The following is a 23,646-nucleotide window of genomic DNA, read 5'->3' as shown; positions in this document are numbered from 1 at the left end:
TCAGGCCGGGATACCGCCTGACGGGGCGCGGTAATCACCTCCCGCACCCCCTTCCCCGTCCGCGGACAGGGGACGCGGAAGGGGGCCATGCGCAGCGGGGGAGGAAAGGCGCCTTACGCCGCCACGGCCTTGCGGCCGGCGATATGATCGGCCAGGTAGTCCGCATCGTGCCACACGCCCCAGATGAAGGGTGACGCCCGGCGTGACAGTCCGGCCAGTCCCAGGAAATACAGCCCCGGGACCTTTGCCACGCCCCGTTCGTGAACCGGGGCGCCCGACGGGTCGAAGGCATCCACCTTCAGCCAGCGGGTAAAGTCGAGCGCATAGCCCGTGGCCCAGACAATGGAGGTGATGCCGGCCCTGGCCAGGTTGAGCCGCAGCAGCGGGTCGGTCACGCATTCCGGATCGGGTGCGATGATGCGGGCCTCGGGTTCCTCGGGCAGGTCAAGCCCTTCGCGCGCCACATAGGCATCGGCGGCGTCCAGCATCGCCAGGTAGTTGGCATCCCCCAGCGCGATGTTGCGGGCCAGGTCGGGTTCGAACGCCATTTCCCCATTGGCAAAGGACTGCGCGCGGCCGACCAGTGTCATGCCACGGCTGGTCAGTTCACGGAAGTCAACGGTATGGCCCCCATGGGCGCCACTGACCGCTATGGTGACATGGTCGGCCGAGGTATTGCTGGGCTTGGCGTCCCACATGCCCAGCACGCCCAGCCACCATACGAAGTCACGCCCGCGGTAGCGGCGGGGCGGCCGGTCATGGGGGCCGACCGAAAGGAAGACGCGACGGCCCGAGCGCATCAGTTCATCCGCGATCTGCGCCCCGGAGGAACCGGCGCCGATTACCAGCACGCCGCCTTCGGGCAGCTGGTCGGGATTGCGGTAGGAAAAGGAATGGATCTGGTTGAACCCGGCATCGTCCGGTACGATGGCGGGAATGACCGGGCGCTGGAAGGCACCGGTTGCCGCCACGACATTGGTCGCTTCGATGGTGCCGGTGGACGTTTCCGCAACGAAGCCGCTGCCATCGGGCTTCCTGTGCAGTGTCTTCACTTCCGTATCGCAACGGATGGGGGCTGAAATCTGTTGTGCGTAAGAAACGAAATAGTCCACGATGTTCTTGCGTGGCGCAAAACCGTCCGGGTCGACACCGGGGAAAGTCATGCCCGGGAACCTGTCGTGCCAGGCGGGGCCATTCGCCACAAGAGAATCCCATCGGCCACGCCAGCTTGAAGCAATCTGGCCTTTTTCAACGATCAGGTGAGACAGACCGCGTTTACCAAGGTGTTCACTCATCGCCAGTCCGGCCTGCCCGCCACCAATGATCAGTGTATCAACTTTTTCAACTGGCATTTTCGGCACTCTTTTCTAGCATTACATGAAAATCAGTAGGAAAGTCAGGGGTGTCCCAAATCTTTATTGTATTGATGATGATCCCGAAACAAGGATATCGTTCAGCGCTGATTAGCTTTTTCCTACGGCGGCACCGCGCAGGGGTGCCGGGCCGGGAAAACCGTTCCGTGGCGCATGTCCTGTCCGGCATGTTCCATGCTTTCGGGGGCGCCATCAACCGCAACCTGTGTGGTCATTGCCGTTTTTTTCATGCGGTTTTCTTCCGTTTCCGGCACAGACGGGCCGGGGCGTACGGTTCTGGTGGCCGCTATGTGATGGATATGCATGAATTTATCCGGTTTCCCGCGGCTGCCGGTGCCGGGCGCGTCAGATATTTTTATGACTTGCTTTAAAAAATAGTCATTGCTGGTCCGCAATGTAGACGTATGCTGTAAATCAAGTTTGCATCTGACTGCGAGAGTAGTCATCTCAAGACTGAACAGTTCCAGCCTGGAATCCATGATTATTTGTTATTTCAGGAGAATTGTCTGTATGAGTGAGAAATTGGCTGATTATCATAAAAAAGTATAATATGTTGAGGATAAGGTTCCTGCACAATAAAACTACTGGACGGGAATGTTGAAAATCACGATGCCTGATATTCTGATGGAAGGCATGGTAGTAAAACCCTGTCCTGAAAAAATGGATATGCCGCATCTCATGATCAGAGATTTTGACCGCCTGCCGTATCCGTATGCAAAAATACATTGCATATCCAAAACAACAACCTGAATGTCGGGAGTTTAGTGATGAAGAAACGGGCTGCTTTCTTTGCCGGTGTTTCGATGATATGTCTCACGACAAGTGCCTATGCCGCCGTGCAGTCGGGTAATTCGGGAAACAGCAAGCCTGTGCACAAGAGCAGTGGCGCAAGCCGGGCCAGCAAGGCCGAGATGCCGAAGGCACAGGAAGAAGCAATTGCCGTGAAGACGGTGCGGCATACGACCCATGCCGCAACGCAGGTGGTTTCGCGCAAGCAGATGGATGATGCCGTTGCGGGCACCAGCCCGTACATGATCCTTGCCAACACGCCGGGCGTCAACTTCACCACGGATGATGCACTTGGTCTTGATACCTGGGCGGCTTCGCTCTATGTGCGCGGGTTCAACAAATCCCAGATGGGCGTGACACTGGATGGCATCCCGCTGGGTGATCAGGGCTACCAGAAATATAACGGCCTCGATATCAACAGCGCGCTGACCCAGGACAATATCCAGAGCATGAGCGTATCCAAGGGCGGCGGTGCGGTGGACGTGCCGTCAACCACCACCCTTGGCGGTTCGATCCAGTTCGTGTCGCGTGATCCCAGCAAGAAGATGGGCGGTACCGTATCGCAGGTATTCGGCAGCTTTAACGCATTCCGTACCTTTGCCCGTTTTGACAGTGGCGAGCTGAACAAAAGCGGCACCCGGTTCTATGCATCCTACATGCGGATTGACAGCGGCAAGTGGAAAGGCGAGGGGACCCAGTTCCAGCAGCAGGTCAACTTCAAGCTATACCAGCCCATTGGTGAAGACAGCCATATCTCGGCCCTGTTCGACTGGTCCGACATGGAAATGTGGGGCTATGAAGACCTGAGTTTCAATGCGCTTGATACCCTTGGCCAGCGTGTCGATATCTATTATCCCGATTATGCCCGCGCCTACCGTGCGGCACAGGGACAGTTCAGCGGCGGCATAGGCAAGCTGAAGGACCCGCTGGACGGCGCATATTACGATGGCGGCACGACCGAACAGAACTTCCTGGGCGCCCTGACCCTGGACTTCAGCCTGGCCCGCAACCTGCGCTGGAAGACGGTTGGCTACGCGCATGCCGATTCAATGAACTCGTCCTATACCGATCCTTACGATCCCTCGCCCAACGGCAGTGCCCTGTCCGAACAGCTGTACCAGCCCAATCTCCGTCGCTTCGGTTTTACAAGCAACATCACGTACAACATTGCCCACAACAATATCGAGACGGGCATCTGGTACGAAAACAACGAATATACCAACGGGTATTTCCTGTACCAGGAACCTGTTCTGGGGCAGGGGTCTCCGCTCAAGGCGGTTGGGCCTTATACGACGTATGGACCGGCCTTCTACCACCCGTGGCAGAGCACCTATCACACCAATACGTTCCAGTTCCATCTGCAGGACACGTATTATGTGCGGCCCAACCTGTCCATCAATGTCGGCTTCCGGTCTTACCTGCAGACGACGGGCGGCGGTGCATCGTATAATAACGAGGCCGAAAGCGGCGTTGCCGAACTGCCGAGCGGCAGCCTGACAACGGCTGGGGCGTTCCTGCCGCATGTCGCGCTGGACTGGACCTTTGCCCGTCATCATGAGCTGTATTTCGACATGGCTGAAAACATGCGCGGCTACAATTATGGCGGTTACCAGAGCGGAAGCCTGCCCAGTGCGTGGCAGGCCCATGACCAGGCAACGTTCCAGGCCCTGAAAAAGACCATCAAGCCCGAAACGGACTGGGTCTATACACTGGGTTACCGTTATACATCGAAGCTGGTTTCGATCAGTGCCGACATATACCGTGCCAATTATTACAACCGCATGCAGTCCATTACTTCGGGAACACTTGTTGACCCGCACTCCATCGTGACCAACGTTGGCAGCATCAACCTGAACGGCGCGGATGCGGAAGTGGTCTTCACGCCGATCAGGCACCTCGCCATCTCGAACAGCATGAGCTATGCGCATTCGATCTATGGCAACGACCTGCAGTCGGGCGGCACGCTCTATGCCACCAAGGGCAAGCATACGGTTGCCTATCCTTCGTGGATGTACAAGGGGCGGCTGTCCTATTCCTACGGCAATGCCGAAGCCCATCTTGACGCCAACTACATGGGCAAGCGGTATTTCAGCTACACGAACGATACATCGGTGCCGGCCTACTGGCTGGTCAGCCTTGGCGCCCGCTATCGCTTCAAGAATGTGTGGCGTGCCCACAACCTGGTATTTGACTTCAACGTCTACAACCTGCTCAACCATTCCTATATCGCAACGATTGGTGAAGGCGGCTTCCCGCTTTCGGGCGACCGTCAGTCCATGCTGGCCGGTGAACCGCGTTCCTACTTCGGTTCCGTGAAGATGGATTTCTGACCGGCACTGCGCGGGGCCGTGCCCGGTACGGGCATGGCCTTCCGCCATGACGGACGCTGTCCCGCGGGCCATGTCGATACGTAATGTATCGGCATGGCCCTTGTCGTTGCGGCACCGGTGACGGGGCAGGGACCGCTACAGCAGTTTCATCACCTTGAGCAGCATCCATGTAATCATCATGAAGATGAAGCAGATGCCACCGGCCTCCACCGTGCCCATGGTGCCCGATGCCAGGAACATGCCGCCGGTATTCATGCCGAAGAAGCCGGTCACGAAGGTCGCGGGCAGCATGAGCGTGGTCACGATGGAAACGGTGTAAAGCCGCCGGTTGGTTTCTTCCGCCTGGCCCGATGCCAGTTCATCCTGCAGCGAGCGCGCACGGTCCTGCAGCGCCAGAAGGTCATCAAGGGCCGCGTGGATCTGGCGCTGGGAACGGTCGCGGATGTCGTCTTCCGCCCATTCGGGCAGTTCCAGGTCCTCGTTATGGAAAATGCGGTCAACGGGCGAGATCACGCGCCGCAGTTCGGTCGAGCGGCGGCGCACGCGTCCGATCAGCCCGCTTATGCGCCCGAAATCCGTGTGCTGGTCCAGGGTCAGCAGCAGGTCCTCGGCACGGTCAAGCTGGTCATCCAGCATGCCGATATTGCGCCGCACGGTATCGGCGAATTCAAGCAGGGTATGGTCCACCACCTCGGCGGGAGAATCCAGCGAATCGATGCGTTGCAGCGCGCGGTACACCACGCCCAGCGCGGGCACCGGCTGGCGGCGCGTGGTGATGAGCAGCGTGGGCAGGACCGCGAAGCGCCAGGCGGAAAGGTTCTTGTCATCTTCCGACATGGCATCGTCAAAGCCGGGCAGCGCGCCATAGACGATATCGCCTTCGGCTTCCACATTGGTGCCCCGGTCGGTACTGCCCAGGGCCAGGCGGACTTCCTCGGGCAGGCAGGGGATGGCCTGGATATGCGCACGGCTGGCGGTATGGACAATGTCGTAATGCAGCCAGACCCATGATCCCGGGTTTTCAGGGGGGCGGCCTTCCAGGGCATGGGCGATCTGCGTATCGCTCAGGCGTTGCGGGCGCTGGCCCGACTGGCAGGCAATGGCCCATACCAGTCCGTTGGAGACGGATGTGGTGGCAGGCAGCGGCAGGGGGGAGGCGCTATCCGCCATCGGGAAATCGGGGACGGTTTCCATCGCATATCCCTCCGTCATGCCGCAGCCCGGGCACTGCCGGCTCTGGCTGGTGGTGTTGTCTGGCCCAAACGAAACGGGCGGCCGGTGGCTGGTGGCCACACGTCCGCCCACCCGCGTTTCAGCCGGGCATTATTTCATCAGGTCGGGGGAAACCTTGCCGCCATTGGCCGCCAGCTTTGCCATGACCTGCTTGATCAGCCAGACATTCATGGAAGCGGAATCGTTCATGTCACCCGTGTAGTGCAGTTCCGTCGCCAGTTCCTTGCGCGCGGAAAGCGAGCTGTCCAGCCCCAGCAGCTTCATCAGGTCCACGATGGAGGTCTGCCAGTTCAGCTTTTCGGGGTTCTTGGCCGCCAGTGCGCCCAGCACCGCATCCACGTCAACCGGCTGTGCCGGGGCTGCCGCCGGTGTGGCGGGGGCGGCGGGTGCAGCGCTAGCGGCCGGGGCCGTGGTGGTGGCGGCCGGTGTGGCTGCCGCAGCGGTGTGGCTGCCAAAGATCTTGGACAGGATCGTACCGAAGATGCTCATGATATCTTTACTCCAGGGTCAGGTGTTCCCGGCGGGAAGCCGGGAACATCATGCACAGGTTAAGGTATTGCGCGGCGCTCAGTAACGATACAGGTCATTCTTGAACGGCCCGTTGACCGGAACGCCGATGTAATCGGCCTGCTGCTTCGACAGCCTGGACAGATGCGCGCCAACCTTTGCCAGATGCAGGAAGGCCACCTTCTCGTCCAGATGCTTGGGCAGGGTATAGACCTTGTTTTCGTATTTGTCCGCCGGTGCCTGCCACAGGTCGATCTGCGCCAGCGTCTGGTTGGTGAAGGATGCGGACATGACGAAGGAAGGGTGGCCCGTGGCGTTGCCCAGGTTCACCAGGCGGCCTTCGGACAGCACGATCAGGCGCTTGCCATCGGGGAAGACGACCTCATCCACCTGCGGCTTGATGTTTTCCCATTTGAAGTTGCGCAGCGCGTTGATCTGGATCTCGGAATCGAAATGCCCGATGTTGCACACGATGGCACGGTGCCGCATCTCACGCATGTGCTCAAGCGTGATGACATCCTCGTTTCCGGTCGCGGTCACGAAGATGTCGCCGCGCGGGGCGGCTTCTTCCATCGTCACGACCTCGTAGCCTTCCATCGCGGCCTGCAGGGCGCAGATGGGGTCGACCTCGGTCACCAGTACGCGGCAGCCCGCGTTGCGCAGCGATGCGGCGGACCCCTTGCCCACGTCACCATAACCGGCAACCACGGCAACCTTGCCCGCCATCATCACGTCGGTGCCACGGCGGATCGCGTCCACCAGGCTTTCACGGCAGCCGTACAGGTTGTCGAATTTCGACTTCGTGACACTGTCGTTCACGTTGATGGCCGGAACCTTCAGCAGGCCCTTCTTTTCCATCTCCCACAGGCGGTGCACGCCGGTCGTGGTCTCTTCGGAGATGCCGCGCACGTCATTGAGCATCGCGGGATATTTTTCATGCATCAGCGTCGTCAGGTCGCCGCCGTCATCAAGGATCATGTTCGGCGTCCAGCCGTCCGGCCCCTTGATGGTCTGTTCGATGCACCACCAGAACTCATCGTCGGTCAGGCCCTTCCAGGCAAAGACCGGCACGCCCGTGGCCGCGATGGCCGCCGCCGCCTGGTCCTGGGTCGAGAAGATGTTGCACGATGACCAGCGCACCGTCGCACCCAGCGCCGTCAGCGTCTCGATCAGGACGGCGGTCTGGATCGTCATGTGCAGGCAGCCGGCGATGCGCGCGCCCTTCAGCGGCTTGGAAGCGCCGTATTCCTCACGGAGCGCCATGAGACCGGGCATTTCGCCTTCCGCGATGGAAATTTCCTTGCGGCCCCATTCGGCAAGCGAGATGTCCTTGACCTTGTAGTCCGTGGTGGTGGTCATTTTCTATCCTGATATTCGTTAATTCGACACGGGATATACCCGTTTGGGCCCGACTGATCCAGAGCGGGCGGCAGATGATGTTCACGCCATCGTGCGCGCCACGTCTTCCGCCTGCCGCAGGATGCGCAGGAAATTCTCCCCCCACAGGGCGGCAATCTGGCTGTTGTCATAGCCCCGGCCGCGCAGTTCCATCGTCAGGTTGCCGGACTGGGAGGCATCGGCCCAGCCGCGTATGCCGCCCCCGCCATCGAAATCGGACGAGATCCCGACATGTTCGATCCCGATTCGGTTTACCGCGTAGTCGATATGATCCACGAAGTCGGCCACCGTGACCGGGCGCATGTCGCGCACGTCACGCGGGCGCAGGAAGGCGTCCATCGCGGTGATGTGGATCACGCCGCCGCAGGCCTTCAGCGCGTCAAGCTGGCCATCATCAAGGTTGCGGGGATGATCGCACAGCGCCCGTACGCAGGAATGGCTGGCAAAGACCGGCGCGCGCGACAGCTTTACCGCCTGCATCATCGTGCTGCGCGCGGTGTGGGAGACGTCCACCAGCATGCCCAGGCGGTTCATCTCGGCCACCGCGTCGCGCCCCAGCGCGGACAGGCCGCCATGCAGGCTTTCGGAATCATTGAGGTGGTGCATGGGCCGTGCCGAATCGGCCAGCTGGTTGTGGCCGTTATGGGTCAGCGTCATGTAGCGCGCGCCAAGGGCACGGAAGCGCGCGATGAGCGAAAGGTCCTCCCCCATCGCATAGCCGTTCTCCACCGCCGGAATGATGGCGATGTCCCCCGCCGCATGGGCCGCGCGCACCGCCGCCGCCGTATCGCATACCCGCACGCCGGGGTTTTCGCCCGTCCGGGCAATCACGGCCAGCATCTCCAGCGCCCGGGTGCTGGCGGCCGCGTGGCCCGCGTCGTCGCGCGCATCCTGCCCCACATAGGCCACAAGGCAGGCCGCCCCCAGCCCGCCCGCGCGCATGCGTGGCAGGTCCACCCGGCGCGAGGGCGCGCCGGTGCCAAAGTCATCCCGGTCGGGCCAGGGGATGTCCACATGGGTGTCGATGGTCAGGAGCGTGGGGTGGGGGGCGGCGTGCGGGGATGGATCGGTCATGGAGTCCCTCTCTGGATGGTGACAATGAACCACATGCACCCCAGTCCTGAAAACTGGGCATAAACCAAAACCGGCCCTGTATCGTTAGTCTGGCTACCGGCGACGCACGTCCAGCCCCGGTCCGGTTGCCAACCCGCCGCCTGCGCGCCGGGACACCCCACGGGATACCCCAGTGGCCGGGTGCGCCTGACGAAGGAACCACCATGACCACCATCCCCCTGCTTACCCTCAATGATGGACACCGCATTCCCGCCATGGGGTTCGGCACCTATCCGCTCGACAACCCGCAGGCCGAGGCCGCCGTGCGCGAGGCGCTGACGGCGGGCTACCGCCTGTTCGATACGGCATCGCGCTACGGCAACGAAAGCGGCGTCGGTACCGGGCTGGTCAGCTTTGACGTGGGGCGGGAGGATATTTTCGTCACCACCAAGCTGCGCGGCGCCGACCAGGGCTTTGACAGTACGCTGCGTGCGTTCGAGGCCAGCCTGGCACGGCTGAAGATGAGCTATGTCGACCTTTACCTGATCCACTGGCCACTGCCGCTAAAGGACCAGTATGTCGAAAGCTGGAAGGCCATGATCCGCCTGCGTGACGAAGGGCGGATCCGCTCGATCGGCGTGTCCAACTTCCTGCCCGAACACCTGCGGCGCCTGGTGGATGAGACCGGGGTGACCCCCGCCGTCAACCAGATCGAGATGCATGCGGATTTTGCGCAGGGGCCGCTGCTTGCCGTGCATGAGAAGCTGGGCATCCTGACCGGGGCCTGGAGCCCGCTGGGCCGGGGCAGACTGCTGGAAAACCCGGTGGTGCAGCGTATCGCCGCGCGGCATGGCAGGTCAGGCGCGCAGGTCCTGCTGCGCTGGATCATCGACCGTGGCGCGGTGCCCATTCCCAAAAGCGCGCATCCCGAGCGCATGCGCGCCAACCTGCACAGCTTCGATTTCCAGCTGACGGCGGATGACATGCGTGACCTCGCCACGCTGGACAGCCCCCACAACCGCACCGGCGGTGATCCCGCCACCTATGTGGAGGAATAACGCCACGCCACCGTTCATGCCGGCCGCCCCGGCCGGGCGCAGGGCAGGATTGCACAAGCGCGGGCCGGGCTGTTATGGTGCGCCGCCCGTCCCCCCGGGCGGGTGTACTGGCACGTCCGCCATGGGAACATGGGCGGCATGAGCGGGATCACGGCACCACATGGCACCAACCCAGGCAGCAGCGGCATCTGACGGCGGCGAAGCATCCGCCCCATCGCCTTCTTTTCCCTGCCGGCGCGCCGTGCGGTGGCTGGCGCTGGGGCTGGCGGGCATGCTGGCCGCCTGTGCCAGCAATGGCCCTCACGAAATGAGTGAGGAGCAGATGATCCACGAGGCCGATTCCTACCGTGCCCGTGCCCATACCAGCTACGCCCCGCCCGGACCGCCGGAAGACCCGTGGGGGCCTTACATCACCGAGGCCTCGCAGCGTTTCGACGTGCCGGACATCTGGATACGGCAGGTCATGCAGCGCGAGTCGGGGGGGCAGCTTTACCGCAATGGGGAATTCGTCACCTCGCTGCCGGGCGCCATGGGCCTCATGCAGCTCATGCCGCCGACCTATGATGAAATGCGTGCCCGCTACAACCTTGGTTCCGATGCGTTCGAGCCGCATGACAACATCATCGCCGGTACCGCCTATATCCGCGAAATGTATGACATCTACGGCTCCCCCGGCTTCCTGGCCGCGTATAACAGCGGGCCGGGACGGCTGGATGACTTCCTTGACCGCTATCATACCCTGCCCAAGGAAACGCGGGACTACGTGGCGTCCATCGGGCCGAAAATCGCGGGGACCTCGCCCGTCAACCGCTCCCAGGCCGACCTGCTGATCGAGGCCCGTGCCCTGGCCCGCGCCCAGGCTGCGCAGAACAGCCGCGGCGGGCACAGCCGGGGCCGCCAGCTTCTGGCCGCCGTGCCGGGTGGCACGGCATCCGATGCCCCGTCGCCCGAGGCCGCGGCCGTGCGGGCGGCATGGAGCGCGCGTGAGGAAAGCGGCGTTGTGCCCATGACCGCCGCCGGAACGCGGCCGGGCGTCATCAGCATGGCGCCCCGCCATGACTGGGTGGTGCAGGTGGGGGCCTATGGTTCCGAAGGGCAGGCACAGCACGCGGCGGGGCTGGCGCGGGCCAGGGTTTCGGCCAGCGGGGTGCATACCCAGGTTGCAAGCGTTGCGTCGCATCGCGGTCATGTCTATCGTGCAAGGCTGACCGGCCTGTCGCACGAGGCTGCCGAACAGGTCTGCCAGCGGATGGGCAATGCGGGCTGCCAGGTCCTGCCGCCCGCCACATGACGGCCCGGTCACGGGACCGCAGAGACCCTGTTGTCAGGGTGTGAGGGAGCATGAGGTATTTTTACAGGCGTTCACGCTGGTCCCTGCCGGGGCTGTGCCTGCCGCTGGTGGGCATCATGGCCTTTGCGGGATTCGTGTGCTTTTCCCCCGCGCGCGCGGCGCTGCCCGTAGGCAGCCAGGCGCCCCTGTTCAACGCACAGGCCACGCGCAATGGCAGCGAGTTCAGCTTCCATCTGGCCGATGCCCTGCGGCAGGGGCCGGTGGTCCTGTATTTCTATCCCGCCGCCTTTACCCGTGGCTGCACCATCGAAGCCCATGAATTCGCCGATGCGATGGACCAGTACAAGGCGCTGGGGGCCTCGGTCATCGGCATATCCACCGATGACATGCCAACGCTGGACCGTTTTTCCGTAAGCGAGGGGCATGGCCGCTTCCCCGTCGCGGCCGACCCGCAGGGCCAGATCGCGCGGATGTATGACAGCCGCCTGCCGCTGCTCAACCGCGCCAGCCGCACATCCTATGTCATCGCGCCCGATGGCAAGGTGATCTATGCCTACAGCGCGCTCTCCCCCAGCGGCCATGTCAGCAAGACCCTGGATGCGCTGCGCCAGTGGCATGCGGCGCAGGGCAGCGCCAGCCCGGTTTCCCTGCCACCCGCGGCAAAATAGGCCGGCCGCCCCTTTGTGTTTGACTTGGGGGCGGGGGGCGCTATTGACTGGTCCCCCGTCATCTGCGGGGGAGAAGCCGGTGGAAACCCGGCACGGTCGCGCCACTGTATAGCGCATGCGTGCATGCGGAAGTCAGACCTCTCCTGCGGATCAGGCTACCATTCCGTTACGGGACGCGCTTTCCCGACAGGAGATCTGAACCATGTCCCATCCTTTCATTCCGGCCCGCCGGGGCGTGGCCTGATGGCCGGCCGCCTTCTGCTGCGTGGCATGCTGGCGGGCATTCTTGCCTCCTGCCTTGCCTTCCTTTTCGCCCGTGTGTTTGGTGAACCGCAGGTCAATCTGGCCATTGCCTTTGAATCCGCCCTGGATGCGGCGGCCGGCGAGGCGCCGGAGCCGGAACTGGTCAGCCGTGGGGTGCAGGCTTCCATCGGCATGCTGACCGCCGCCGCCATGTATGGCGCGGCCTATGGCGGGCTGTTCGCGCTTGTGTTCGCCGCCGCCTACGGGCGGCTGGGCCGGTTTTCGCCGCGCATGCTGGCCCTGCTGCTGGCGGGGGCGGGGTTCCTGGCCGTGGTACTGGTGCCTGACCTGAAATACCCGGCCAATCCGCCCGCCGTGGGCCAGCCCGAAACCATCGGCATGCGGACCGCCACCTATTTCGAGATGATCATCTTCTCGCTATGCGCGCTGACGCTGGCGGTACTGGCGGGCCGCAGAGGGGCGCGACACTGGGGCAACTGGGGGGGCGCACTGTGTGGCGCGGCCCTTTTTGTGGTGCTGGTGGCCGTATTGCAGGCGGTGCTGCCCGATTTCAATGAAGTGCCGGACAATTTCCCCGCCACCGTGCTGTGGCGCTTCCGCGAGGCGGCGCTGGGCATGCAGCTTGTGCTGTGGGGCAGCCTGGGGCTGCTGTTTGGCATCATGGCCGACCGGCTGCTGGCACGGTCGCCCGTGCGCTATGGCTGAGTAGCGGCCTTTGCCCCGGCATCCCGGCTGTCCGTGCCATCGGTTGCGGCGGCTGGTGGCGGGGCATCGTCGCGCATGACCCTGTCCCACACCGCGCGCAGGCGGGCATCCATGCCGTCATCCGGCGTGGGGTAGGGGTGGCTGGCCGCGAGATAGGCGGCCTGCTGGTCCCAGTGCAGGGCAGCGCGGGTCGCCTCGTCCAGCGGTGCGCGGGTGGAGGCGGGCATGCCCCAGTAGCATGAGGACGTGGCAAGCCGCGCCTGGGCTGCGGGGGTGCGCAGATACTGCGCGAACGCCACCGCCAGCGCCTTGCGCTGGGAAGCCGCGGCAATCGAGATACCATGCAGCCACCGCATCGCCCCCTGCCGGGGCACCGTAAAGGTCAGGTCCGGGTGCCGCGGGTCGGTCGGGCTGCTTCCGGCCTGTGCGGGGGTGCCGCCTTCGCCCACGCCCGCCGTGGTCCATGCGCCGCCACCCACCACGATATCCACCTGCCCATCGGCCAGTGCCTGCTGCACGGTGGCGATATCGCCCACGATCGGGGCGCTGGCGCGCAGGGTGGCAAGCTTTGCCTGCAGCGCGGGCAGGTCGGCTGTGTTCAGCCGCGCGGGGTCCAGTCCCAGCGCCAGGGCGATGTAGGACAGTACGGGCAGATAGCTGTCATAGATGGCAATGCGCCCGTGGTAGCGGGGCTGCCAGATGGCGTTGATGTCCTCCATGTCGGTGGCACTGACGCGCGCGCGATTGAAGGCCACGGCGTTGAAGCCGTATTTTTCCGGCACGGCATACAGCCGCCCGCCATATGAGCCGGTAGCCGGGTCGCCGATGGCGGGCGCCGTGCCGTTATCGGGAAAATCAGCCGGGTCCAGCGGCATGAGCAGCCCGGCTTCAGCCAGCTGCGGGGCTGCCGTCTCCTCCATGATCACCACATCCCAGTCCGCTGCCTGCGCCTGGCGCAGGATGGCGCGGGTGGCATCGGTGCTGTCGATGTCCTTGAAGTGCACGCGCACCCTGTTGGCCTGTTCAAAGGGGCCAAGCAGTTCCGGGTCTTCATGGTCGCACCAGGTCAGCACGTTCAGCACATCGTCCGCCGCCCGGGCGGCAGGAAGCGGGAGCATGGCCAGGACCATGAAGGCGGTAGTGGCGGCAAGCGCGCCACGACGGCTGCATGCGGACATGAAAAGGCAACTCCTGCAGGGATTTACCCTCCAGCATGGACGTGTCTGGATGCAAGGTCCAGTAAGGATGGGTGACGAAGGGTGTAAAAAACCATGGCCCCCGGGCCCCTGATCCGGCGCCCCTGATGCCCGTACCGGCCGTTACCGGGGCCGGGCCGGGGCGTTGCGCGCATGACACGCCAGCCTTCCGCCCCGGCTGCTCCATATTGTCGCACGCCATGATGAAGGGCTATGGATAGGCGCATGATCGCCGATTTCATCCGCCGTTTGACCCGGCGCCGTTCTCCACCGCCTGTCCAGTCCCGGTCTGCGTTGCGTGCCTCCCGGCAGGTGATTGCCCCCGAAGCCGGTTCGGAAGCGGCCCGTGCGGTTGCAACCGTCACGGTCGTGCCCTCGGGGCGGCTGCGCGCTTATGCCCGTACCGCGCGTGGGGTGGGCAGGCTTGCGGCCATTACCGTATGGGTGCCGCTTTCGGTCGGGTTCGAGGCCGTGCTGCTGCTGGTGCCCGGTACCGCCAAGATCCGGTGGACGCGCATGGTATGGGGCGGGCTGTGCCTGCTGCTGTCGCTGCGCATCCGCGTGGTGGGCCGCAGGGCGGGCGGCGTGGGCGGCCGCAAGGCGCGCCAGCGGGGCGAGCGGCCCGTCATCTACGTCTCCAACCATTCCACCTGGCTGGACGTGCCGGTGCTGGGTACGGTCCTGCCATCGAATTTCGTGGCCAAGGGCGATATCGAGGGCTGGCCCATCATGGGGCTGGTCTCGCGCATCGGGCGGACCATATTCGTCAGCCGCCAGCGCAGTACGACCGGGCGCGAACGCGACGAAATGCTGCACCGGCTGATGGTGGAGGGTGACAACCTGATCCTGTTCCCCGAAGGGACGTCATCGGACGGGTCCCGCGTACTGCCCTTCCTGTCGGCCTTTTTCGCCATTGCCAAGCCGCCCCGCCTGCCGCCGGGCAAGGCCCCGGCGGAGCCGGAAAGCGAAGCCGCCGCCATTGCCGCCCGCCCCGGCATGACGCCGCTGATCCAGCCCATATCGGTCGTGTACGACCAGTTGGAGGGCCTGCCGGTCAACCGGGCGCGCAGGCCGGTCTTTGCCTGGTACGGGGACATGGATCTGGGCCCGCATGTATGGCAGCTGCTCCGCTGGCGGTCGATGCGTGCCACGGTCCTGCTGCATCCCGCCCTTGATCCCGATGATTTCCCCAGCCGCAAGGCACTGGCGCAGGCCACCTGGCGGGCCGTGGCCGCGGGGGCGGCCGGACTGCGCCAGAACGAGCCCCAGCCCGAAAGCGAAACCGCCTATGCCTGCCGCCCGCTGGCCGGCATGCTGCCGCAGGATCTGGAACGGCGTGGCGACTGAGGGGTTTGTGTCAAGATTGAGGCATGTCATGTTCCCCCTGCCCGGTGCATACTATGCTTGGATGCAAACCCGCAGGTCCGTAATGCCTGTGGCCGGGCCAGGCCGGTTTTCAGGCCGCCATGGCGCCGGGACCATGCCTGGCAACGCCAGCAACAGTGATCTCACATGGTGCGGGCTGCCGTGCCGATGCTCTGGAGTCTACGGTGGATCAGCCGAAAATTAGTGCCGATGTCCTGCTTTCTGCCATGGAGCAGGCCATTGATCCCATGGTCGTGATTGATGAGCACAACAGGATTATCCTTTTCAATGCCGCCGCCGAGCGCATATGGGGCCTGCCGCGCGCGCAGGTTCTGGGCGAAAATGTAAGCTGCCTTGTGCCCGTGGCGGAACGTGCGCAGCATGACAGCTACATCGACCGCAACCGCGAGACCGGGATCGGCCGGATTGTCGGCACCTCGCGGGAGGTGGAGTTCAGGCGCGCCAATGGCGAATATGTGTGCGGGGAACTGTCCATCTCCCGCGTGCAGCTGGCTGATTCGCACAAGATCTACTACATCGCCGTGATGAAGGACGTGACGGAGCAGAGCCGTCAGCGCAAGATCCTGATCCTGCAGAACGACGTGCTCCAGGCGCTGGCATCCGACCTGACCATACAGGAAGTGGGCGACCTGCTGTGCCGCCGGGTGGATGGTTTCGTGCCCGGCGGGGTGGCGGCGGTCCTGCTGCTTGACCGTTCGCGGCGCAGGCTGTCCATCGCGGCATCACCCGGCATGCCCAACCGCTACCGCACGGCGCTGGACAGCATGGAACTCAGCGCCGAGCAGGTCGAGACACTGCGCACGGCACCCGACAGCAGCAACAAGGTGGTGTGGGATGGCTATTCCTCGCTGGCCCGTTCGCTGGGGCTGGAGCGGTGCTGTTCCTCGGCCATCATCTCGCGCACCGGTCAGGTCATGGGCATCTTCGCCCTCTACCTGCGGGGCGATGATACCGACCTGGCATGGCCGCAGCGCGTGGTTTCCACCTCCATGCCGTTCTGCGCGCTGGCGATCGAACAGAACGAGACACGGCAGCATATTGCCCAGCTTTCCAATTTCGACAGCCTGACCGGGCTGCTCAACCGCACCTCGCTGCATAATGTCATCGAGCGCCTGATCATGCGGGGCGGGGACAGCCAGTTTTCGCTGTTCATGGTTGATATCGACCGGTTCCGCGATATCAATGACGCGCTGGGCCATGTGAATGCCGACCGTTTCCTGATCGAGATCGGGCGCCGCATCCGTGGGCTGGTCAATGATGAATACATCGTCAGCCGTTCGGGCGGGGACGAGTTCATCATCATCGTGCCCGACTGCTCGCACGCCAGGGCCGAGCAGTTTGCCGAAAAGCTGATCAATGCCATCGCCAGGCCGCTGCAGGTGGGGGAGAACACCCTGACCATCTCGTGCTGTGTCGGCATCAGTACCTTCCCCGAAAACGGGCCGGACAGTGAATCCCTGCTCAGCCTGGCCGATGCCGCGGCCCGGCAGGCAAAGGGGGACGGGCGCGGTCTCTACCGCTTTGCGGGCCATGAGAAGAACCAGGTGGCGCAGGAACGGCTCATGCTGGGTTCGGCGCTGCGGGATTCGCTGTCGAAGGGCATGCTGAACCTGCACTACCAGCCGCAGGTGGAAACCATGACCGGCGGCCTGTATGGGGTGGAGGCCCTGTCCCGGTGGCACCATCCGACGTTGGGTAACATCTATCCCTCCCGCTTCATTGCGGTGGCGGAGGAAACCGGACAGATCGAGGCCATCGGCCGGTGGTCCCTGCAGGAAGCGTGCAGCCAGATGGTCAGGTGGGATCGTGATGGCGTGCATGTGCCGACCGTTGCGGTCAACCTGTCGGCCGTGCATTTCCGCAACCGCTCGCTGCCTGAATACATTGCCAACCTGCTTGGCCAGCACGGCCTGACGCCGGACCGGCTGACGGTGGAGATTACCGAAAGCGTGATGATGGACAGCAGCAGCGAGACCGAAGAGGTGCTGCACGCCATACGCAGGCTTGATGTGGGGCTGTCGATGGATGATTTCGGCACCGGCTATTCCAGCCTGTCACGCCTGACGCGCCTGCCGCTGACCGAAATCAAGATCGACCGCAGCTTCATCAATGATTTCGAGCACGATACCAATGCCCAGGCCGTGACCATGGCGGTGATCGGCATCGGTTCGCGGCTGGGCATGACGGTCGTGACCGAAGGGGTCGAGACCGAGCAGCAGTGGCGGCTGCTTGAGGAATTGCATTGTGACGTGATGCAGGGCTATCTGTTTGCTAGGCCGCTTCCCCCTGCCGAACTGGAAAAATGGTTCCGTGAGCGCCAGGCCCGCGGTTCCTTCGTCATTCCCTCGGCATGATGGGGGGAGGGATGTCATGGCCGGCAGGCGCAGGCATGCCGTGTGCGGCAGGCTGGCCGCCGGGGCGGTTTGACTTTATGAAATACCCTAGTTTGCTTTTTATTATTGTTTCCAGGCGGGAAAATGGCATTGCAACATGATGATCGGCTGCGGGCCCTGACGCATCAGGATGCGGATTTCTGGGCTGATCTGGTTGACAGTGTCCTGATCGTCGCGATTACCGACAGTGCAGGGGTCATCACATATGTCAATGACCGCTTCTGCGAGATCAGCCAGTACTCGCGTGAGGAACTGATCGGCTCCACGCACCGTATTGTCAATTCCGGCTATCATGACGCGGATTTCTTCCGGGACCTGTACCGCACCATCCAGTCGGGCCAGCTGTGGCAGGGCAATATCTGCAATCGGGCGAAGGATGGTTCGCTGTACTGGGTGGCCACCACCATCATTCCCAAGCTGGACCGCGCGGGCGTGATCCAGGGCTATGTCGCCAGCCGTTTCGAGATTACCGAACTCATGAACACCCGTGACCGGCTGTGCGAACTGGCGGAAACGGATACCCTGACCGGCCTGCTCAACCGTGGTGGCTTCAACACCGCGCTGGCCGATGAACTGGCGCGCTGCCGCGAGCCGGGCAGTACCGGCCAGCCCGCCCCCGCGCTGGCCATGTTCGACCTTGATGGCTTCAAGCAGATCAATGACGTGCACGGCCACCATGCGGGGGACATCGTGCTGCGCGCCATTGCCTCGCGCCTGATCGAACTGACCCATCCCGATGACCCGGTCAGCCGGCTGGGAGGCGATGAGTTTGCCGTCATCCTGCACCGCACGCTTGAGGATATCTCGCTGGAGCGGTACATGGACCGCCTTCAGGCCATTCTGGAACGGCCCATCGATATCGAGACGGTCACGGTCAGCGTGGCGGGCAGTATTGGCGCAGTCCTGCTGGATGGCACCGATACGATCGAGGATGTGCAGAAAAACGCCGACATGGCGATGTACGCCGCCAAGCGTGCCGGTGGCAAGCAGTCCCAGATGTTTACCCGCAAGCTGCGTGAACGCGCCCAGGCGCGTGTTTCCATCCTGAGCGAGGCACGATGCGGGGTGGAGCGCAACCAGTTCGAGGTCTATTACCAGCCCATCCTGAACTGCCATACGCTGAAGGTGGACCAGATCGAGGCGCTGCTGCGCTGGCAGCACCCCGAACGCGGGCTGCTGGCGGCGGAAGACTTTTCCGACGTGTTTACCGATGCGGGGCTGGCGCAGGCCATGGGGCCGCGCATGATCGAGGCGTTCCGCCATGACGTACACATGTGGAACAGCAACGGCCACCCGCAGCGCCAGCTTGCCATCAATCTGTCGCGCATGGACCTGATCCGCGATGACTACCAGCGCGAGCTGGAAGAATCACTCAGGCGGTTCAACATGCAGCCCGAGAACTTCGTGCTGGAAGTGACGGAAGCGATGCTGCATGGCCGCCGGGCCGACCAGGGCATCCGCAACCTGCGTGAACTGGCGCGCTCGGGCTTCCGCATAGCACTCGATAATTTTGGCAAGGGCATTACCGTGCTCAACCACCTGCGTGAACTGCCGTTCTCGCAGGTCAAGATCGACCAGAGCATGGTGGCCGGCATCGTGGGCAATCCCGATGCCTGCATGGTCCTGTCCAGCCTGATCGAGATGGGGCAGGGCTTCAGGATGGAGGTGACGGTTGAAGGGGTGGAAAACCGTGAGCAGTTCGATCTGGTCATGCAGATGAAGCCCGAGCGGATACAGGGTTTCTACATTTCATCCGCCCTGTCACCGCAGGATATACTGGTCATGCCGGAACATTTTGACAGGGAAGCCCGTTCGTGACCGATGCCTCCCGCATCATCCCCGCGCGTATCGGGGATGACCTGCCCCGGATTGATGTGATCGGTCTGGCCAACACGCGCCGCATCATGCATGCCGAGCGTCATAATGATGGCGGGCGTATGCCCATGTTCATCCCGACGGCCGCGTGGACGGCATTGCTGGAACGGCACTGCATGGGGGAAGCCACGGCCGCCCGGCCCCGGCTGGCCCCGTCGCGCGTCATGGAGGGGCTGGAGCGCGCCCTTGGCCGGATCATGACCCAGATTATCCGTCATGACGTGGAACATGACGAACCGCTCCATCCGGTTTATGGCGTGACATCCGACCTGTTTGACAGCCATGAGGCGCCGGTGGATATCCGCATGGTGGTGGACCGTACCACCGGCGTTGCCTGCATGCTGGCGGGGCCACCCGCGGATATCGCGGCCCTCGGGCTGGATGCCGCGGGGCAGGATAAAAAATAACAAAGGTCCCGGATGCCGCCTTTTTTCAAAAAGACGGCATTCTCCGATGCTTTTTGAAAAAAGCGTCACCAGAAACTTATTTATGATTTGCGGACTATACGGCGGGCAGACCTGCGTGCCGACGCGCGCATGACAGCCTGATCCGGTAACCGTTCATGTCTGTATCATCAGCCTTCCCACGCCACATGGGCCGTATCAGGAAAACCGGACGAACAGGATATCAAGGGAAATCATGGTGCTGCTGGACAGGATTGAACTGTCGACCTCTCCCTTACCAAGGGAGTGCTCTACCACTGAGCTACAGCAGCACTGTATGCGCGCTTCCTAACTTTTCCTGGCCCGGCTGACAACCCCCTTTTCTCATGTTTTGGAAAATTGGGATGTCAGGCCGGGGGTGGGGAAAGTCAGTCGTCGCGGTGGATGCGCTCCATGCGTTCGTGGCGTTCCTGCGCCTCGATCGACAGGGTGGCGATGGGGCGGGCTTCCAGCCGCTTCAGGCCGATCGGCTCGCCCGTTTCCTCGCAATAGCCATAGGTGCCCGCTTCGATACGCAGCAGCGCCTGGTTGATCTTGGAAATCAGCTTGCGTGCCCGGTCACGGGTGCGCAGTTCAAGCGCACGGTCGGTCTCGACACTGGCGCGGTCGGTAATATCCGCTTCGTGAATGCCACCTTCGGACAGGCTGGCAAGTGTTTCATCCGCTTCCTTAAGAAGATCCGCTCGCCATTTCAGCAGCTTGAGGCGGAAATATTCCACCTGCTGCGGATTCATGAATTCCTCATCATCCGAAGGGCGATAATCGGGGGGCAATGTAATCATGATGACTGGTCCCTGCGCCGTGGTTCCCCGTGGCGGGTAGGGTCCAGCCAGTGGGGAACGGGGCGGCTTATACTAGCATGGCGCACGCACGCCAAGCTTTTAACGCGGTTTTCAGGCAGGCTGATGCGCGGGGGTGGCAGTGGCAGCGGCCTGCGGCATCGTGGCGGGCGTGCCGGTTGCGGACCGGGACGTGGAGGCCGTGCCCCGTTTCGCGCGGGGAGGCGCTTCGGGATAGGTGGTCTCCCACCCGCCACCCAGCGCATTGTACAGCCGCACCAGATTGCCCGATATGGTGGCGGTGCTGGTGGTCAGGTCGGATTCAGCCCCCAGATACTGGCGCTGCGTGTCCAGCACGGTCAGATAGGTCACCATGCCGTTGCGGTACTGGTCCTGCGCCAGCTGGAGCGCATGGTGGCTGGCCTCCACGCGGCGGGCCAGTTCGTCATGGCGGCGCTGTTCATCGGTATAGGCGGTCAGGGCGTTATCCACGTCATGCCACGCGCCCAGCACGGTCTTCTGGTAATTGATGGCCGCTTCCTTCTGTGCGGCCTTGCGCAGTTCAAGCTGGCCACGCAGGCGCCCGCCCTGGAACAGCGGCAGCGTGATGGACGGGCCGACATTCCATGCCTTGGCATTCCAGAACCCGAGGTCGCGGAAGGAGAGGGATTCAAAGCCGAATCCCGCATTGATGGTCACGCGCGGGTAAAATTCGGCCACGGCCTCGCCCACCTGGGCAATGGCGGCGTGCAGGCTGGCTTCTGCACGGCGGATATCGGGGCGGCGGCGCGCCAGTTCGGAGGGCACGCCCACCGGCACGCGCGGTGGCACGGGCGGAATGGCCGCTGCCGTCAGCAGTTCATCGGACAGCGCGCGGGGCGGTTCACCCATCAGCAGGCTCAGCGCATTGACCTGCAGGACAAGCTGCTGCTCAAGCTGGGGGATCTGCGCCAGCGTGCTTTCATACTGGGCGCGGGCCTGTTCCACTTCCAGGTTGCTGGCCAGCCCCTTGGTGTAGCGCTGCTGGTTCAGGTCCAGCATGGATTTCGCTACGTCGCGGTTTTCCATGACAATGCGCAGCTGTTCCTGCGTGTTGCGCAGGTCCATGTAATCCCGCGCTACTTCCGACTGGCGGGAGATCAGCATGCCGCGCCGGGCTTCGTTCACGGCCTGGGTGTTGGCGGCGGCGGCTTCGTATTCACGGCGCACGCGACCCCACAGGTCCAGCTCCCATGTGGCATCCACGCTGTCGCGCCACTGGTTGAACAGGGGGATCTTGGCTTCCCCCGGTGTGGGCGCGAACTGGGAGAAGCCGGGGGTGTTGGCCAGCTGCGGGTCGCTTTCCACGTCGGTCACGATACGCTGCAGCATCTTGGTGCTGTACTGCTGGCGGGCATAGGAACCGCTGGCTGACAGGCCGGGATAGCGCTCGGCGCCGGCAATGCGCAGTTCCGCGCGGCTCTGGGCCATGCGGTAGGCATAGGCGCGCACATCCAGGTTATCGGTGGCCACGCGCTGTTCAAGTCTGGTCAGTTCGGCATCATGGAACAGGGTCCACCATGCGGTATCGGGGTCATCCTGTGTGGTCTGGCTTGCAACCTGCGCGGGGCTGTTCGTGCCATCGGGGGCGATACGGGCCGGGCCGCCGTACTGCTTGGGCGCCCACGGCGTGGGCTTGTGGAAATTCGGGCCAACCGCGCACCCGGCGGTCATGACCGACAACCCAACCACCGCCGTGCGCCATGAAATTCCCCTACCTGCCAACGCGGCCCCCTGTCGTGCCTGAAACGGTTAATATAAATCTGTATTCCAGTGCATGGTTTCGCTACCATGGCTGAAATGACCGATCAGTTCGGTCAGTCCCCTAGCCTATCGGCTTTCCGCACGGGGTCAATCGAAAGTACGCACCGATTACTGGGAGCAGGATGATTTCAATGGGTACCACGGCAGACCGGCCACGCCAGGCACAGGCGGAAGATTGCGTGCCTTCGGGGGCTTCCGCCGCCAAACGCGCGCAGATACTGGCTGGTGCCGCGCGGGTTTTTGCCGAACATGGGTACGAAGGGGCCAGCATGTCGGGCATTGCGCGCGATGCCGGGGTATCCAAGGGTACGCTGTACAATTATTTCGACAGCAAGGCCACGCTGTTCTCCGCCTTTGTGGAACAGTGCGCGTGCGAGAAGATGCCCCTTCTGTTCAGCCGGATAGACGAGGGGGCGAACCTTACGGAATCGCTCGACCATCTGGCGGTGGCCATGATCCGCCTGCTTACCTCGCCGCTGTCGCTCATGCTCAACCGCATCATCATCTCGGAGGCCGGCAATTTCCCCGCCCTGGCGGAGACCTTCTGGAAGCATGGCCCGCAGAAGGCCATCAACATCCTGTCCGCATGGCTCATGCAGCATAATGACGCGGGCGTGCTGAACATTCCCGACCCCGTTTTCGCGGCGGAGCAGTTCTACGCGCTGTGCCAGACGCGCATCGCGGCACGCGCGCGCATGCAGTTGCCGGTCAACACGGACGAGGCACATATCATCTTCATCGCCCGGTCCGCTGTCAGGACATTCCTGAACGCCTATATGCGCGAAGCCCCGCGCCTGCCGCCGCTTGTCATGGACACGGCGGCCGACTGAAAGGCCATTTTCAGAAGCCATCCGTGAAATGGCCTGAAAATAACAGGAAAGTGTTGGGGAAGCGTTTTTCAGGGAGTTTTGAAAAATGCCATATCCAGAATTTTTATTGTTACGTATTCGCAACCTGTTTTAGAACAGCATTTACATCCCGTCATTGGACGGGGCGAGCGTGTTGCCTGTCCGGTTCTGGTTATCCGCATCCTGCATGGTCATGCCGCCCGGTCATGTCCGGTTGCCATACGTAAAGACATTCCGGATTCCTGGTAGATGTG

Annotated in this window: 20 protein-coding genes and 1 tRNA gene; 12 read left to right on the top strand and 9 right to left on the bottom strand. The window is 63.1% G+C overall.

What is annotated here, in order from left to right; translation table 11 throughout:
• Nucleotides 1-113: 113 nt before the first annotated feature.
• Nucleotides 114-1,352, bottom strand: coding sequence for a flavin-containing monooxygenase (locus tag GWK63_RS13390; protein ID WP_039998633.1), 1,239 nt, complete (start codon nt 1,350-1,352; stop codon nt 114-116).
• Between the two features lie 50 nt (nt 1,353-1,402).
• On the opposite strand from GWK63_RS13390, the gene GWK63_RS13385 reads away from it, so the two are divergent.
• The 3 genes from GWK63_RS13385 (at nt 1,403) to GWK63_RS13375 (ending at nt 4,492) form a co-directional block, all read left to right on the top strand.
• Nucleotides 1,403-1,744: a hypothetical protein gene (locus GWK63_RS13385; protein WP_166498159.1), complete on the top strand. Its 342-nt coding sequence runs from the start codon at nt 1,403-1,405 to the stop codon at nt 1,742-1,744.
• 238 nt (nt 1,745-1,982) lie between these two features.
• On the top strand, nt 1,983-2,123 hold the full coding sequence (locus GWK63_RS13380; RefSeq protein ID WP_156953854.1) for a hypothetical protein: 141 nt from the start codon (nt 1,983-1,985) through the stop codon (nt 2,121-2,123).
• A 17-nt stretch (nt 2,124-2,140) separates the two neighbouring features.
• Nucleotides 2,141-4,492 (top strand): TonB-dependent receptor, encoded by a 2,352-nt coding sequence (locus GWK63_RS13375; protein ID WP_223846546.1) that lies wholly within the window; start codon nt 2,141-2,143, stop codon nt 4,490-4,492.
• A 135-nt stretch (nt 4,493-4,627) separates the two neighbouring features.
• Here GWK63_RS13375 and GWK63_RS13370 read toward each other — a convergent pair whose 3' ends face one another.
• The 4 genes from GWK63_RS13370 to GWK63_RS13355 all read right to left on the bottom strand — a co-directional run bounded on the left by GWK63_RS13370 (nt 4,628) and on the right by GWK63_RS13355 (nt 8,704).
• Entirely contained in the window at nt 4,628-5,686 is a 1,059-nt protein-coding gene (locus GWK63_RS13370; RefSeq protein WP_034929529.1) for a transporter, read from the bottom strand.
• Between the two features lie 129 nt (nt 5,687-5,815).
• Nucleotides 5,816-6,214 (bottom strand): DUF3597 domain-containing protein, encoded by a 399-nt coding sequence (locus GWK63_RS13365; protein WP_007397601.1) that lies wholly within the window; start codon nt 6,212-6,214, stop codon nt 5,816-5,818.
• 78 nt (nt 6,215-6,292) lie between these two features.
• Nucleotides 6,293-7,591, bottom strand: a complete 1,299-nt coding sequence (ahcY, locus tag GWK63_RS13360; RefSeq protein ID WP_007397602.1) for an adenosylhomocysteinase — start codon at nt 7,589-7,591, stop codon at nt 6,293-6,295.
• 81 nt (nt 7,592-7,672) lie between these two features.
• Nucleotides 7,673-8,704, bottom strand: a complete 1,032-nt coding sequence (locus tag GWK63_RS13355) for a dipeptidase (RefSeq protein WP_034929534.1) — start codon at nt 8,702-8,704, stop codon at nt 7,673-7,675.
• Between the two features lie 203 nt (nt 8,705-8,907).
• On the opposite strand from GWK63_RS13355, the gene GWK63_RS13350 reads away from it, so the two are divergent.
• The 4 genes from GWK63_RS13350 (at nt 8,908) to GWK63_RS13335 (ending at nt 12,669) form a co-directional block, all read left to right on the top strand.
• Nucleotides 8,908-9,741: an aldo/keto reductase gene (locus GWK63_RS13350; protein ID WP_039998636.1), complete on the top strand. Its 834-nt coding sequence runs from the start codon at nt 8,908-8,910 to the stop codon at nt 9,739-9,741.
• A 160-nt stretch (nt 9,742-9,901) separates the two neighbouring features.
• Nucleotides 9,902-11,032: a lytic transglycosylase domain-containing protein gene (locus GWK63_RS13345; RefSeq protein ID WP_166498158.1), complete on the top strand. Its 1,131-nt coding sequence runs from the start codon at nt 9,902-9,904 to the stop codon at nt 11,030-11,032.
• A 50-nt stretch (nt 11,033-11,082) separates the two neighbouring features.
• Complete coding sequence (locus GWK63_RS13340) at nt 11,083-11,700, top strand: peroxiredoxin (protein ID WP_007397608.1); 618 nt, start codon at nt 11,083-11,085, stop codon at nt 11,698-11,700.
• Between the two features lie 243 nt (nt 11,701-11,943).
• Nucleotides 11,944-12,669 carry a CbtA family protein gene (locus GWK63_RS13335; protein ID WP_034929541.1) on the top strand — a complete coding sequence of 242 codons (726 nt, stop codon included), beginning with the start codon at nt 11,944-11,946 and terminating at the stop codon, nt 12,667-12,669.
• On the opposite strand, the gene GWK63_RS13330 is transcribed toward GWK63_RS13335, so the two are convergent.
• Nucleotides 12,660-13,847, bottom strand: coding sequence for an extracellular solute-binding protein (locus GWK63_RS13330; protein ID WP_112210112.1), 1,188 nt, complete (start codon nt 13,845-13,847; stop codon nt 12,660-12,662). The two genes, GWK63_RS13335 and GWK63_RS13330, sit on opposite strands and share 10 nt — an antisense overlap.
• A gap of 243 nt (nt 13,848-14,090) precedes the next feature.
• On the opposite strand from GWK63_RS13330, the gene GWK63_RS13325 reads away from it, so the two are divergent.
• From GWK63_RS13325 to GWK63_RS13310, 4 genes are all read left to right on the top strand, one after another.
• Entirely contained in the window at nt 14,091-15,212 is a 1,122-nt protein-coding gene (locus GWK63_RS13325; protein ID WP_099963165.1) for a lysophospholipid acyltransferase family protein, read from the top strand.
• A 155-nt stretch (nt 15,213-15,367) separates the two neighbouring features.
• On the top strand, nt 15,368-17,605 hold the full coding sequence (locus GWK63_RS13320) for an EAL domain-containing protein (protein ID WP_007397613.1): 2,238 nt from the start codon (nt 15,368-15,370) through the stop codon (nt 17,603-17,605).
• A 123-nt stretch (nt 17,606-17,728) separates the two neighbouring features.
• A complete protein-coding gene (locus GWK63_RS13315; protein WP_034929546.1) occupies nt 17,729-19,462 on the top strand; it encodes a putative bifunctional diguanylate cyclase/phosphodiesterase in 1,734 nt (577 codons plus the stop codon).
• On the top strand, nt 19,459-19,926 hold the full coding sequence (locus GWK63_RS13310; RefSeq protein WP_007397616.1) for a hypothetical protein: 468 nt from the start codon (nt 19,459-19,461) through the stop codon (nt 19,924-19,926). The genes GWK63_RS13315 and GWK63_RS13310 overlap by 4 nt, the downstream gene beginning before the upstream one ends.
• A 233-nt stretch (nt 19,927-20,159) precedes the next feature.
• On the opposite strand, the gene GWK63_RS13305 is transcribed toward GWK63_RS13310, so the two are convergent.
• The 3 genes from GWK63_RS13305 to GWK63_RS13295 all read right to left on the bottom strand — a co-directional run bounded on the left by GWK63_RS13305 (nt 20,160) and on the right by GWK63_RS13295 (nt 22,454).
• A tRNA-Thr gene (locus GWK63_RS13305) sits at nt 20,160-20,234 on the bottom strand.
• Nucleotides 20,235-20,330: 96 nt separating this feature from the next.
• Nucleotides 20,331-20,744, bottom strand: coding sequence for an RNA polymerase-binding protein DksA (gene dksA, locus GWK63_RS13300; protein WP_010508899.1), 414 nt, complete (start codon nt 20,742-20,744; stop codon nt 20,331-20,333).
• A 111-nt stretch (nt 20,745-20,855) separates the two neighbouring features.
• On the bottom strand, nt 20,856-22,454 hold the full coding sequence (locus GWK63_RS13295) for an efflux transporter outer membrane subunit (protein WP_083824401.1): 1,599 nt from the start codon (nt 22,452-22,454) through the stop codon (nt 20,856-20,858).
• 221 nt (nt 22,455-22,675) lie between these two features.
• Between GWK63_RS13295 and GWK63_RS13290 the strand changes: the two genes are divergently transcribed.
• Nucleotides 22,676-23,374, top strand: a complete 699-nt coding sequence (locus GWK63_RS13290) for a TetR/AcrR family transcriptional regulator (protein ID WP_007397619.1) — start codon at nt 22,676-22,678, stop codon at nt 23,372-23,374.
• Nucleotides 23,375-23,646 lie beyond the last annotated feature (272 nt).

It is taken from the genome of Komagataeibacter rhaeticus (assembly GCF_011611525.1).
Lineage (GTDB): Bacteria > Pseudomonadota > Alphaproteobacteria > Acetobacterales > Acetobacteraceae > Komagataeibacter > Komagataeibacter rhaeticus.
The sequence above is the reverse complement of the archived record's forward strand: the minus strand, read 5'-3'. Positions and strand labels throughout refer to the sequence as shown.